Origin of the sequence: Nonlabens sp. MIC269 (assembly GCF_001430865.1) — a bacterium.
Classification (GTDB): Bacteria; Bacteroidota; Bacteroidia; order Flavobacteriales; family Flavobacteriaceae; genus Nonlabens; species Nonlabens tegetincola.
Genome location: NZ_CP011373.1, coordinates 251,964 through 266,015 on the forward strand (window position 1 = coordinate 251,964; position 14,052 = coordinate 266,015).

Genomic DNA, 14,052 nt, shown 5'->3' on the forward strand with positions numbered 1-14,052 from the left:
AATTAAAAGTTTTTATCGTTCATTAATTGTTCGATTTTTCGATTTTCCCACTCTTTACCTAGTGGTATTTTATAATCGTAAACATTGGCATAATTGTAAATTAATCCAATACTCATCCCAACGGTAGGAAATATGATCCAAGGAAAATCACTTGTAAAATAGTTTACCGCACACAGGAAGATTAAAATGGCTGCGCTTCTAAAAGCATTATCGTAAAGTCCTTTTATATCGGCAACTCTACTTTTTGCCTTGACTAGTTTAATATCTTCGACACTTGTGTTTTCTACTGTATTCATAATTGTTTCTTTTTCAGTTATTATAGGTATGTTTACCCTAAAGTTATCATCCTGTTTATCGATACTCATTTTACGGTTGCTCAATAAGGCATACCTAGAAGCTATATTATTAAGACCTACACCACTGCTGCGCTTTACTACTTGTTTAGGTTGTAGATTATTTTTGATGGCAAGCATATCTCCATCTTCAAAAATCTCAATTAAAAGTGGTTTTGTATCACTAACCACGTTGTGCTTAACTGCATTTTCTAGTAGTAATTGAAGAGATAGAGGCACAACCTGTGCATCTGGATTGCTCGCTTCATTGGGTATAATTACTTCGATACTATTCTCAAACCTAGTTTTAAGAAGATTCACATAAGTACGTGCAAATTGTAATTCCTCATTAATTGTTACCAATTCTTTGTTACGCTGTTCTAGTACATATCTATACACCTTGGATAATGACGTTGTAAATTTTGTTGCTGCTTTGGGGTTTTCCTCGATCAATGAAACTAGAACGTTCAAACTATTAAATAAAAAGTGTGGATCCAGTTGACTTTTAAGAGCATCGAACTGTGCTGTGGCACTACGCGCTATTACCTTCTGCTCCTTTACCTTTTTATTTAATGATAGTCTATAGAAATAAACTGCGTGGTAAATCAAACTCACAATCACCGTAATTATGAGGCCCAACCAATAATACTCGGCACTTTGATTTGCCCAGAAGAACTCTAAGGACTTTTGATAAAATCCTAGTACCACAATAATGTAACATACAAACAAGGCTATCATAGTTAGTATGATGGAACCTAGTGCACCAAAAATCAATCTTCCTACTGTATGAGTTTCCCAATCATAGTACTTTGATATGAAATTAAACCACCATTGATTCACAGCTGTTAATACTACAGTGAACATGAAATTAATTCCAAAGTTGATTGCTTCTTCTTGAAAGTTGAAGAAATAACCACGAGCGTATGCGTTTATTAATAAGATAATAAAAGCAAGTAAAATGCTATAAATAAAATATTTAAAAAACTTTTTTAAGGTCATGAGTTCTTTTTTTCTAGCTTAAAAGTAAGTCTTTCCTTTAAAGCTGTGACAAATATCTATTCAAACTACATGAGTTTAAAATAGAGGTTACCGAATTGTAAAATAGGTGGACTGAAATGTAGCTAGTACCTTTACAAGGTAAAATGACCTTATGATAACTACGTTATTTATTGTAGCTCTTATTCTAATCTATTTTGTAATTAAATTCAATACCACTGAGAAAAACCCAGCATTATCAATACCTGATTTTTGGCATGTTGATTTACTGAAATATGTACCTTTTTATAAATCCTTGAATCACGAGCAGCAATCTGTATTTAAAAATCGTATGGCACTGTTCTTAAAGGAGATTCAAATAGAAGGAGTGCACATTGAAGTTGCAAACAAGGATAAAATGTTAATTGCGGCAAGTGCTGTAATTCCTGTATTTCATTTTCCAGACTGGCATTACAATAACTTAAAAATCGTCTGGTTATATCCAGATCGATTCAATCAAGAACTAGGCTTTGCCGAAAAAGATGAAAACCGTAATATCCTAGGATTAGTAGGTACAGGAAGATTTGAGAATCAAATGATATTATCGCAAAAAGCGCTTTATCACGGTTTTCGTAACAATACGGATAAACTAAATACTGCAGTTCATGAGTTTGTACACCTCATAGATAAAATGGATGGTAAAATAGACGGCATTCCGCAAATATTGATGAACCAACCTATGGCTGCAGCTTGGTTAGAGATCATGCATCATGAAATGGAGCAAATCAATAACGACAAGTCAGACATAAGGTCCTACGGTGGAACAAGTGAAGCCGAATTCTTTGCCGTTGCTTGTGAATACTTCTTTTCTAGGCCAAAACTTATGAAACGTAAACATCCAGATATTTACCAAATGCTAGAATCATGCTTTTTACAAGAAACTACAAAGTAACGAGCAGTGAATTACCTATTCAATAAGTTGATATTCGTATTAATCTAACGTGAGTTTTACTTGCTCTGTTTTAATCTCGCTGACTAACTCCAGTTGACCTTTTTCAAATAAATCATCCATCTGCAATAAATCAGGATTTGTTTTGACTGCTTTATAGTTTTTATAATCCTGTATGATTACACCATTTACCGTTCTACGATTTACGCTTTCGCGAAAGCGATATCCGCATTCTTCCTCACAATAAGAATAAGCCAGGTAATCAATTAAATAATTGTCCTTATTTATCCAGTAGACAAAAACGTCGTCGTGATCCTCGCCACCACCTTCTTCTTTAAAAGTAACCTTGATCTCGTAATATTTATTATTTAAAATCGTATCAATCCCTATTTTTTTAGAGATTATAGCATCTCCATCTAAACTATACGGTAATTGTGCAAAATACACTACGCTATTAAGGCTACTGGCATAACCGTTAAGTAAAGAATCTGCAACGGTAATTAAGGAATCGTTTATATAGCGCTCTTTCTTATTGTTACTCAATACATCTTTAATCCTTAAGGAATCTTGAATAAACTCACGAGAATATTGAAACATACCTTTATTTCTTGTAGCCTCGTATTGTGTTCCTCTAAATTTGAATTCCATCGTAGATTGGTCCAAAAATGGAGAGCCATGCGCTTGAATACTCTTATGAATTAATTCCTTACCAGTATAATCTTTATCATCAACTTTACAAGCAACAAGTGCTGTCAACAGTAGTAATAGTACAATCTTTTTCATTTCACAAATATATAAGACATGCATGTGCTGGTCTGTTTATATTTGCAGTATTATATGAAGATTAACAAAAAAATAGAAATTAAAAATCGTAAGGCACGATTTGAATATGAGATACTAGATAGGTATACTGCTGGTATTGTGCTTGCTGGAACCGAAATTAAAGCTATAAGGTTAGGTAAAGCTAGTATAGCCGAAAGTTTTTGTGAATTTCAAAACAACGAGCTTTGGGTAATCAATATGACAGTACAAGAATACTCACATGCTACCTATTTTAATCATCAACCTAAACAAGAGCGTAAACTTTTATTAAACCGTAAGGAACTTAAAAAACTAGAAAAGGATGTTACTAATTCTGGTAATACCATTGTTCCATTACGCTTGTTTGTAAATGAAAATGGTCTGGCAAAAATGGACATAGCGCTAGCAAAGGGTAAAAAACTTTACGATAAGCGTGAAACCATGAAAGATCGCGATAATAAACGCCGTCTAGACGCAATAAAAAAACAATACAAGTAATTTCATTCAATCTAGGCAACCTTATTTAACAATATACGTCTATGTAGTTAAACAAGGTTAAGTTCCTTCTATAAGACATAGAGTTTTATGGTTCTGAATTAACTTTGGGATCCATAAACCAACTCTATGAAATATTACATTACTCTCATTTTCGTTTTCAGTTTAGCTTTCGCCAAAGCGCAATTAATAGGAACTCTTACAGGAACACAAGGAGATTCGCTGGCCTTTGCCTCTATTTATATTAAAGGTTCGTATACGGGAACAACTACTAATAATGAAGGTGCTTACACTTTAAAACTTCCCAAATTTGGTGATTATGAAATTGTATACCAATCTTTAGGCTATGCTCCTGAAACTATTAAAGTCAACTATCAAAAGGAAAATCAGGTACAAAATGTCATTTTAAAAGAACAGGCCACTTCACTAGATGAAGTAATTGTAAATAGTGATGAAAACCCTGCAGATAGAGTTATTCAAGCTGCTATTGATAATAGAGAAAAGAATAGGTTAAAATTCTCCAGTTATAAAGCAAATTTTTATTCGCGTGGTTTATGGCGTATGAATGATGTTCCAGAAAGTTTTATGGGACAAGAGATAGGAGATCTTGACGGATCACTAGATTCTATAACTAGATCGGGTATTATCTACCTATCTGAAACGGTTTCAAAAATTGCCTATGAAGCACCGGATAATTTTAAGGAACACATAATCGCAAGTAAGATAAGTGGTGACGATAATGGTTTTAGTGCCAATAGTGCCGAAAGTGCCGACTTTAATTTTTACAACAATAATATAGACTTAAATAATCGAATCGTATCTCCTATTGCAGATTATGCTTTTGGATATTATAAATATAAATTGTTAGGAACCTTTTTTGATGATAATAATTTTTTGATCAATAAAATAGAGGTTAAAAGTAAAAGGCCTAATGACAACACATTTGAAGGTATTATTTACATAGTAGAAGATCAATGGACGATTTACGGCCTTGAGCTTACCACAACTGGTATGAATATAAATGTACCTGTCATTAAAGAGATAACCTTTAAACAAGACTTTTCTTATGAAGAAAGTAATAAAGATTGGGTAAAACGATCACAAAGCATTGACTTTTCATTCAAGTTCTTAGGTTTTAAAGGGAATGGTCGATTTATCGCAAATTACACGGATTATAATTTCAATCCACAATTTGAAAAAGATTTTTTTGGTGCTGAAGTTTTGAGTTTTGAAGAAGGTGCCAATAAAAAAGACAGTCTATTTTGGAAAAAACAAAGACCTGTTCCTTTAAATACAGAAGAAAGTAAAGAATACATAAAAAAAGACAGTATTGCAGCAGTACGCAACGATCCTAAATACAAGGATTCAATTGATGCTGTAAACAATAAGTTTAGGTTATTAGATCCCATTACAGGTTATTCCTACCGAAATAGCAATAAAAACTACTCGATTACATACGATGGTATAGCAAACTTTTCTGGTTTTAATACAGTACAAGGATTTTCTATAAATTCTGGGCTCTCTTATTTTAAAGGCTTTGACGAAGATTATAATAGAACTTTATACCTAGGGACAAAATTCAACTATGGATTTAGTGACGATAGGTTAAGGTACACCTTTACTGGAAATTATAGATTCAATAGAACTAATCGTAGGTATTTAGGCTTTAAAGCTGGTACTGAAGTACGTCAAATAAATAATAGCAACCCTATTTCTAATCTAGAAAATTCATTAAGTAGTTTATTATTTGAAAGAAATTTTGCCAAGTTCTATGAAGTTGATTTTGCTAGTATCAACTTTGGACAAGAAGTGGTAAATGGTGTTTTTGTAAATACCTCAATATCATATGAAAGACGTCAACCATTAACTAATACTGAAGATCAGGTATGGTTTCCTCAAGATGATATAGATTACACTAGCAATAATCCTTTGAGTTTGGATTTAGGAAGACAAGCGATAATAGACGATCATGAGATTTTAAAAACTGGTGTATCGTTAACCATACGTCCAGGTCAAAAGTACCAAAGTTACCCCAACCAAAAATTCAACATCTCCAATGAAAAATACCCAACGATTATTTTAAATTATGAAGGTGGATTTGCTTCAAATAATGATAATTACAACTTCCATCAGTTCAAGGCAAGTTTGTACCAAGGTTTTGATTTAGGAAATTTAGGTAGAACGAGCTATTATGCTAATGTTGGTACATTTCTTAACGCCGATAATATTTCATTTGTGGACTACCAACATTTTAATGGTAATAGATTAAGGTATAAACTACAAGCAGTTAATCCCTATGGTTTCGGTTTGTTAAACTATTACGATTACAGTACAAATAAGGATTATGCTCAACTTCATGTTCAACATGACTTCAAAGGGTTTATTTTAGGAAAAATACCAGTGCTTAACCAATTAAATTACGATTTGATTTTGAATGGAAAAGCACTTTTTACAGAACGCAAACCTTATTTTGAATTAAGCGCAGGGATCGACAATATTGGTTTTGGAAATTTTAGACCTTTCAGAATAGACTACTTGTACAGCATGACATCTGGAAGAAACTACGGAGCTTTTGCTTTAGGATTCAATCTAGGGTTTTAAAAATTTGTTAATTCTTTTAACAATTGTGTATTTTAAAAATTTTAATAGCCTAAATTTGAGTCAACTAACACAACCCAAATAAAATGCTAGAAATATTTTTAGTCATCTGGCTTTCTAAAAAGCTAGGAGAGATTCTTGAAGAGAAAGGCTATAAAAAAGGATGGTATATAGCCATGTTTGTAGGTTCATGGATTTTCTGTGAATTTGTTATGATACTCATTTTCATAATGTTGTTTTCTGTTGAAAATAACCTAGCCTTAATTCCAGTTGGAATTTGTGGCGGAGCAATCGCTTATGGCTGCATGTATTTATTTGTTAACTCACTACCAGAAAAGGAAGTAGAGGATGTTCGTGGCGAATTTAGATTAGATTAAACTTATTGATGCAAGAATACCATATTCTCAACGGCGATGCCTTAAGAAATAGATTCCCTGCGGAACTTAACGGAAAGTGTATCACTTTTAGAGAATGTTTTATTGATGGCCCTTTAAAAGCACAATCTTACGAACAATTATTAATTGATCGTTCACAGTATATAAAACAGGAGTATAATAGTACTAATCAAGAGTACAACGATCTGGTGATTAAGGAACTTGAGAAGCTGTCGAATATACCTGATAATAGTGAGGTGAATCTTTGGTTTGAAGACGATCTATTTTGTCAATCTAATTTATGGTTTGTTTTACACAGGTTCCATCAGATCAATAAAAAGAATATTAAACTCTATTTGGTTCGACCACTTAACGCATTTCCTTATAGTTATGGACATCATTCAAATTATGAATTGATTCATATTTATACTAACAGACAAAAATTAGAACAACTCGAATTATGGAGTAATCTATGGAAATCTTACGCGGATGGAAATACCACTACCCTATTACAAATTGCAACACAGTTAAAAAGTAATTATACTCATGTACGAGCAGCGGTAGATTCTCACATTAATAGATTACCCAACAACAATAGTGACGGGCTGCCACAAGAATTTGTGAAAAATCTAATTAAACAAAATCCCAACCTCAGTTTTAAACAAGTCTTTATAGCATTTCAGGATAAATTCCCACAATATGGGTATGGCGATACTCAAGTAAGAAAATGGTTTGACCAGTATCAAAAACTTGTTTAAAACTTAGTATAACTTCTTTATAATATCCAGTTCTCCTATTTCAATTTTTATAAAATAATAAGACCTTTGCTTTATAATCATATTTAAAATATCATGAGCGTACCTAATACCTTAATGGATACTCAGTTTGAGTTTGAAGGACAAAAAAATGTTTATAAAGGTAAAGTAAGAGAAGTCTATAACATTGATGATGAGTTATTGATAATGATTGCTACAGATCGTCTCAGCGCTTTTGATGTAGTCATGCCTAGAGGAATACCTTATAAAGGCCAAATATTGAATCAGATCGCCACGCAAATGATGAAAGCCACTGAGGACATCGTGCCTAATTGGTTAATAGATACCCCAGATCCTAATGTGGCTATCGGTCATTTATGTGAACCATTTAAAGTAGAAATGGTTATTAGAGGTTATATGAGCGGTCATGCAGCTCGTGAATATAAAGCAGGAAAGCGCATGCTATGTGGCGTACCACTTCCTGAAGGCTTAAAAGAGAATGATAAATTTTCTCAACCTATCATCACACCTGCTACCAAGGCAGAAAAAGGAGATCATGATGAAGACATATCTCGCGAGGACATTCTTAAAAGGGGTATTGTAAGTGAACAAGATTACGAGATATTGGAAAAATATACACGAGCGTTATTTGAACGAGGAACCCAACTTGCCGCGCAACGAGGGCTTATCTTGGTAGATACTAAATATGAATTTGGTAAAACTAAAGATGGAAAAATCGTTCTAATTGATGAAATTCACACACCAGATTCTTCTAGGTATTTTTATGCCGATGGTTACGAGGAACGACAAGCAAATAACGAACCTCAAAAACAGCTCAGTAAAGAGTTTGTACGTCAATGGCTAATTTCAAATGATTTTCAAGGTAAAGAAGGTCAAACAATACCTCACATGAGCGATGAGTATATAAACTCTGTGAGTGATAGGTATGTAGAGTTGTATGAAAATATAACGGGTCATGCTTTCGCGAAAGCGGACACAGAAAACATACTGTCACGTATAGAAACTAACGTGAACCAATGGCTATCCAATCAGTAAGCGCTAAACCTATGCTAAAACGAGTTAAAGGCTTCCAAAAGGAAGTCTTTTTTATTGGCTTTAATCGTACTTTTAAAATAAAAAATGATAACTACTTACAATCCGTATACAGGAGAAAAGCTAGCAGAATATAAAGAACTTACCGAAGACCAAATTCAATCGAAACTAGAGAAAGCTCAAAAAGCATTTAATGATTGGAGATTTACTTCCTATGATAAAAAGGCAGCTACTGTGCGATCTATAGGTGACACTTTGAGAAAGAATATTGAGAAATATGCCAAGCAGATGTCACTGGAAATGGGAAAACCTATTTCTCAATCAAGATCTGAGCTTGAAAAATGCGCTTGGTTATGCGATCACTACGCTAGTAAGGCAAAAGATTACCTAGCTAGTGAACACATAGATATAAATGATGCACATTCTTCATATGTAAGTTATGAACCACTAGGTGTTGTTCTCGCAGTGATGCCATGGAATTACCCGTTCTGGCAAGTAATGCGATTTATAATTCCTGGATTGATGGCAGGAAATGTTGGCGTTCTAAAACATGCCAGTAGCGTGATGGGAACAGCAAATATGATTGAAGAATGTTTACTTGAAGCAGGTGTTCCAGAAGGGTGTTTTCAAAATCTTGTAATAAGTAGTAAGGCTGTAGAAAATATTATTAAAAATGATATTATAAAGGCAGTGACATTAACTGGTTCAAAACCTGCAGGAAGCGCTGTGGCAGGTACTGCTGGCTCAGAAATTAAGAAAACTGTACTAGAACTAGGTGGTAATAACGCACTAGTTATATTTCCAGATGCCGATATAGACAAATCTGTTGAAACTTGCGTTAACGCTAGATATCAAAACACTGGACAAAGCTGTATCGCAGGTAAAAGACTTATCATCCATGAAAAGGTTTACGATGAGTTCCTAGATAAGTTTACCAATAAAGTGAAAGAGCTCAAATCTGGTGATCCGTTAAATGACGATACCTACATTGGAGCTATGGCTAGAAAAGATCTAGCAGAAGAGCTGGAAGATCTCATGAATCAGTCTGTAAATATGGGTGCTAAGGTTCACCTAGGTGGAAGTCGTAAAAACGCCTATTTTGAGCCTACTATTTTGACCGATATTACTCGCGACATGCCAGTTTTTAAAGATGAAACCTTTGGACCTTTAATGGCTGTTCTATCCTTTAAAGAGGAAGAGGAAGCTATAGAGATGGTAAACGATTCAAAATTTGGGTTAGGCGCAAGTTTATTTAGTCAGGACATAAGTAGAATGCAAGAACTTTCTAAAAAAATAAAAGACGGCGCCGTATTTATCAACGCCAAAGTTGCCAGTAACCCTAACCTACCTTTTGGTGGTACAGGTATATCAGGATACGGACGAGAATTATCCCATCATGGAATAAGAGAATTTTGTAATGTGAAAACAGTAGTGGTACACAAATAAAATTATGAATTAGTTTTAAAATCATGTAATGCAAGATTCTGACATGCTAAATTCAGCCGAAAAGAATAGTGAGAATGACTCAAAGCAGCCTACCAAGAATGAGTCATTCTTGGATAGGTGGGAAAACAGTAGCAACCCTTTGGCTCGTTTTTCCTATAAAGTTCTACAATCTATTTGGACTGTTGTTATGGCAATAGGGATGTTTTTAGCTTGGTTAATAGCCTTACTAGCAACATGATTAAACAACTTCCTTTAAAAATAGTACACCTCTATTTTTTATTAAGTGTCATTAGTTTTTTAATAGTCGAACTCGCTAAATCTTATCAAGTTGCCAGTAATTTTGTGACGGGATATGTGAATGATATATTGGTAATACCCATAGTGAGTGTCATATGTCTACATGTGTTATGGTTTATAAAAAGAAATAAAAGCTTAAGACTGGACGCGTTAAGTATAGCCAGTCTAGTCCTGTTATACAGTATTTATTTTGAATGGTATTTACCACAGGTAAATGAAAGATATACTGGCGATGTATGGGATCTAGTATGCTATGCAACAGGAGGATTCATTTTTTATTTGTTACAACGATTTCCTTAATCATTAAAATGCCTGGTTCAAACAAAACTTAAGAATTATAAAACCCTTTAATTACATAAATAAAACATACTATTCTAGGTATGGCAATTAAATTAGTTTAGTTTTGCAGTGATTCTTAGGAATCTTGACACCTTGTTTTCAAAGTAGTTATTTTATTTATTGGTGTATTTAGAGGAGCCTTCTCTTCATTACTTATTCATTCAATCATTACTTTTTTTTCTGCTATTATTGCGGTATCTCATGAGTGAAAAGTTCTGAAGAACATTTTTTTAATTTAATTCAATAACAATGCAAGAAGGCAAAGTAAAATTTTTTAATGACTCAAAAGGTTTTGGGTTTATTACCTCTGATGATTCTGGAGAAGATGTATTTGTACACATCTCTGGTCTAATCGACGAAATCAAAGAAAACGACAAAGTTGAGTATGAAACTCAACAAGGTAGAAAAGGAATCAACGCCGTTAATGTAAAAGTGATCGGATAATTTCTAATTCTTTTATAAAAGTTCAACCGTCTTATTTAATAAGGCGGTTTTTTTATGTTTTATATTAGGTAACATCTACCCTATTACAAAAAAGGTTTTACCTATCAGTAAAGTTTTCTGTAATGTTTTTAATCAATGAATTTCTATTAACTATTAGGTTTAGATGGAGTTAGGACAGTATCAGCCACTATCATTTAAACACTCTATTCTTTTCCGTCAAGAAACGGTACAAACCTAAATTCTCCAAATGTACTCTTAACAAACTTCGACTCGGATTCGCGTATAATAAGTGTCATAATTTGAGAATCGTCACCTACAGGAATTACCATTCTTCCGCCTATTTTCAATTGCGCTAGCAAGGCTTTTGGAATATCGGTAGCACCACAGGTTACTATTATACCATCAAAAGGACCTTGATCTGGTAAACCCTTGTACCCATCACCAAAAACAAATTTTCTAGGTCGATAAAACAGTTTTTTAAATAATTGGGTAGTTTTTTTATACAACTCGTTCTGCCTTTCTATAGTATATACTTGTGCTTTCATTTTAATCAATACCGCACATTGATATCCACTACCTGTTCCTATTTCAAGGATACGCTGGCCTGGCATCACTTCAAGTAATTGAGATTGAAAAGCGACTGTATAGGGATGAGAAATAGTTTGTCCTGCTCCTATAGGAAAAGCTTTATTTTGGTAGGCGTGCTCTAGGAATCCACTGTCTAAAAATAAATGTCTAGGTACTTCATTAATAGCATCAAGTACTCTTTCATCAGTAATACCCTTTTCTCTTAGTAAATTTACTAACTGCCTGCGTTTACCTTTATGTATATAATTATCCTCGATGGTGGCAAATTTAAACTTCTGTTCCTAATAAAATACCTTAAAAACTAGGCAAATTTTACAATTTTATAAAGAGCTGTTTTCGTTACTTTTGTGGAAAACCATATTTCATATGCTTAAAGCAGGAGTACTAGGTGCAGGACATCTTGGAAAAATTCATCTTAAACTACTTCAATCAAGTGAGCGCTACGAACTAGTAGGCTTTTATGATGCAAATCCAGAATACGCTCAACAAGTTGAAAAAGAATTTGGTTACAAATACTTTTCTAATGTAGATGAACTTATCCAGGCATGTGACATGATCGATGTAGTCACTCCTACCTCATTTCATCATGACAGTGCCGTAAAAGTTCTAGAGGCAGGAAAACATTTATTTGTAGAAAAACCTATAACAGTAACGGTTGATGAAGCTAATGATTTAATCTCGCTTTCGCGAAAGCATAATGTAAAAGGTCAAGTAGGTCAGGTAGAACGTTTTAATCCTGCTTTTATGGCTGTTAAGGATAACATCGACCAACCTATGTTTATAGAGTCACACCGACTGGCAGAATTTAATCCACGAGGTACCGATGTAAGTGTGGTGCTAGACCTAATGATACACGATATTGATGCTATATTGAGTGTTGTAAAAAGTGAAGTGAAATCAATTAATGCGAGTGGTGTTGCTGTAATATCTAAAACACCCGATATTGCCAACGCACGTATAGAATTTGAAAACGGCTGCGTGGCAAACCTTACTGCAAGTCGCATAAGTTTAAAGAAAATGCGTAAAGCAAGATTTTTCCAAAAGGACGCCTATATATCTGTTGATTTTCTTGAAAAAGCTGTCGAGGTCGTTAGAATGAAAGACGCTCCTGAAACGCCTGGCGACTTTGATATGATTCTTAAAAATGCAGAAGGTGAAAGCAAACAAATTTACTTTGACAACCCAGAGGTAAGTGCCAATAATGCTATTCTAGACGAATTAGAAACCTTTGCAGATGCTATTGAAAATAACACCAGACCTATCGTAAATCTTGAAGATGGTACTCGCGCACTAGATGTAGCTCTAAAGGTGATTGAGAATTTTAAATCATTATGATACGAATTTTAATAGGTAGTTTTTTTGTGCTTCTTTGTTTTTCTTGTAAACAAGAAAAGAACACCACAACTCAAAATAATATTAAATCCTCTGTTTCAAATTCAAATAAACTAGAGAATAAGTTTCAGATACTTGAATCACAAATTGATAAACAATTAGACAGTATAAACGACCTAAATTATTTTAACGGTTTTGGAGTAGCGGTTGTTAACAAAGATTCCATATTATTTACCAAAGGATACGGTTATAGGGATCTTGAAAAAAGCTTACCTTATACTTCTCACACCATTCAAAACATAGCTTCTATTTCAAAGGTATTTGTAGGACTTACACTTGCCAAGGCTATTGAAGAAGAAAAACTAAAGTTGGATGATGATGTTAATAAATACTTACCATTTACGGTTAAGCATCCTCTATTTCCTAACGATACAATAAAAGTCCAACATTTAGTTAATCACACAAGCGGAATTAGTGATAGGGAATATTACAGTTCTTCATACATTAATTTAGAAAAGGACACTAATGGGAATCCTTTAATTGATCAAGAAGAATTAGAGTACTTTCTACCAATTGAAGAAGATCGCAGTCTTGAAGAATTTCTTAAGTTTGGACTTACAGTCACTGACAGTACACATTCAGATTATATTTTTAACGAGTATAAACCTGGTACCATTCATGAATATTCAAACATAGGTGCAGCACTAGCTGCCTATGTTGTTGAAAAAGCTACACAAACAGACTTTAAAGATTATAGTAAGCAGCATGTGATTGATGAGTTAAAACTCAAAGAAACGAGCTGGAGATTGTCAGATCTAGATACTACATTGCGCAGTAAGGTATATAGCACCATAGATTTAAGATATCCTGACTACAAGCTTATCACTTTTGCAGATGGAGGAATGTATACCAGTGTTCATGATTTAGGATTAGTATTTTCAGAAATAATAGCTGCGTATCAAGGAGAAGGTACATTACTTAATAAGGATACTTACAAACTCTTTTTCACTAAAAGTTTAGATTCCACACATTTATCTAATAAGGAAAACTTAAAAAATCTCAAAAATGAGCAAAATCACGGTATTTTCTTAAGTTATGAACAAGGAAGAATAGGCCATACTGGTGGCGACCCAGGTGTAGGTACAGTCATGTTCTTCAAACCTGAAAATGATTTTGGAATTATTTATTTTGTAAACACAGATATTAACTCAAAAGAGGCAATGCAAACCTTTGTCAACATAACAGAACTATTAGAATCAAATTTTGAATAAAAA

Annotated in this window: 15 protein-coding genes; 12 read left to right on the forward strand and 3 right to left on the reverse strand. The window is 33.7% G+C overall.

Annotated elements, in window-relative coordinates:
• Positions 1-2: 2 nt before the first annotated feature.
• Positions 3-1,331 carry a histidine kinase gene (locus AAT17_RS01215; RefSeq protein ID WP_172792939.1) on the reverse strand — a complete coding sequence of 443 codons (1,329 nt, stop codon included), beginning with the start codon at positions 1,329-1,331 and terminating at the stop codon, positions 3-5.
• Positions 1,332-1,482: 151 nt separating this feature from the next.
• Here AAT17_RS01215 and AAT17_RS01220 point away from each other — a divergent pair, with 151 nt between their 5' ends.
• Entirely contained in the window at positions 1,483-2,259 is a 777-nt protein-coding gene (locus AAT17_RS01220; RefSeq protein ID WP_060522550.1) for a zinc-dependent peptidase, read from the forward strand.
• 39 nt (positions 2,260-2,298) lie between these two features.
• Here the strand turns inward: AAT17_RS01220 and AAT17_RS01225 are convergent, their stop codons facing one another.
• On the reverse strand, positions 2,299-3,039 hold the full coding sequence (locus AAT17_RS01225; RefSeq protein ID WP_060522551.1) for a DUF6503 family protein: 741 nt from the start codon (positions 3,037-3,039) through the stop codon (positions 2,299-2,301).
• 54 nt (positions 3,040-3,093) lie between these two features.
• Here AAT17_RS01225 and smpB point away from each other — a divergent pair, with 54 nt between their 5' ends.
• From smpB to AAT17_RS01270, 9 genes are all read left to right on the forward strand, one after another.
• The gene (smpB, locus tag AAT17_RS01230; protein ID WP_042278706.1) at positions 3,094-3,555 is read left to right on the forward strand and encodes an SsrA-binding protein SmpB; all 462 of its coding nucleotides are present in this window, start codon (positions 3,094-3,096) and stop codon (positions 3,553-3,555) included.
• A 126-nt stretch (positions 3,556-3,681) separates the two neighbouring features.
• On the forward strand, positions 3,682-6,153 hold the full coding sequence (locus tag AAT17_RS01235; protein ID WP_060522552.1) for a DUF5686 and carboxypeptidase regulatory-like domain-containing protein: 2,472 nt from the start codon (positions 3,682-3,684) through the stop codon (positions 6,151-6,153).
• An 83-nt stretch (positions 6,154-6,236) separates the two neighbouring features.
• Positions 6,237-6,527 carry a hypothetical protein gene (locus AAT17_RS01240; RefSeq protein ID WP_060522553.1) on the forward strand — a complete coding sequence of 97 codons (291 nt, stop codon included), beginning with the start codon at positions 6,237-6,239 and terminating at the stop codon, positions 6,525-6,527.
• A gap of 8 nt (positions 6,528-6,535) precedes the next feature.
• Positions 6,536-7,282 carry a DUF1835 domain-containing protein gene (locus AAT17_RS01245; protein WP_060522554.1) on the forward strand — a complete coding sequence of 249 codons (747 nt, stop codon included), beginning with the start codon at positions 6,536-6,538 and terminating at the stop codon, positions 7,280-7,282.
• 93 nt (positions 7,283-7,375) lie between these two features.
• Entirely contained in the window at positions 7,376-8,335 is a 960-nt protein-coding gene (locus AAT17_RS01250) for a phosphoribosylaminoimidazolesuccinocarboxamide synthase (protein WP_060522555.1), read from the forward strand.
• Positions 8,336-8,419: 84 nt separating this feature from the next.
• On the forward strand, positions 8,420-9,778 hold the full coding sequence (locus AAT17_RS01255) for an NAD-dependent succinate-semialdehyde dehydrogenase (protein ID WP_060522556.1): 1,359 nt from the start codon (positions 8,420-8,422) through the stop codon (positions 9,776-9,778).
• A gap of 28 nt (positions 9,779-9,806) precedes the next feature.
• Positions 9,807-10,016 carry a hypothetical protein gene (locus AAT17_RS01260; protein ID WP_060522557.1) on the forward strand — a complete coding sequence of 70 codons (210 nt, stop codon included), beginning with the start codon at positions 9,807-9,809 and terminating at the stop codon, positions 10,014-10,016.
• On the forward strand, positions 10,013-10,375 hold the full coding sequence (locus AAT17_RS01265) for a hypothetical protein (RefSeq protein WP_060522558.1): 363 nt from the start codon (positions 10,013-10,015) through the stop codon (positions 10,373-10,375). The genes AAT17_RS01260 and AAT17_RS01265 overlap by 4 nt, the downstream gene beginning before the upstream one ends.
• 288 nt (positions 10,376-10,663) lie before the next feature.
• Entirely contained in the window at positions 10,664-10,858 is a 195-nt protein-coding gene (locus AAT17_RS01270; protein ID WP_042278701.1) for a cold-shock protein, read from the forward strand.
• 203 nt (positions 10,859-11,061) lie between these two features.
• On the opposite strand, the gene AAT17_RS01275 is transcribed toward AAT17_RS01270, so the two are convergent.
• On the reverse strand, positions 11,062-11,703 hold the full coding sequence (locus AAT17_RS01275) for a protein-L-isoaspartate(D-aspartate) O-methyltransferase (protein WP_060522559.1): 642 nt from the start codon (positions 11,701-11,703) through the stop codon (positions 11,062-11,064).
• 109 nt (positions 11,704-11,812) lie between these two features.
• Here AAT17_RS01275 and AAT17_RS01280 point away from each other — a divergent pair, with 109 nt between their 5' ends.
• A complete protein-coding gene (locus tag AAT17_RS01280; protein ID WP_060522560.1) occupies positions 11,813-12,781 on the forward strand; it encodes a Gfo/Idh/MocA family protein in 969 nt (322 codons plus the stop codon).
• The gene (locus AAT17_RS01285; RefSeq protein ID WP_060522561.1) at positions 12,778-14,049 is read left to right on the forward strand and encodes a serine hydrolase; all 1,272 of its coding nucleotides are present in this window, start codon (positions 12,778-12,780) and stop codon (positions 14,047-14,049) included. The genes AAT17_RS01280 and AAT17_RS01285 overlap by 4 nt, the downstream gene beginning before the upstream one ends.
• Positions 14,050-14,052: the final 3 nt, after the last annotated feature.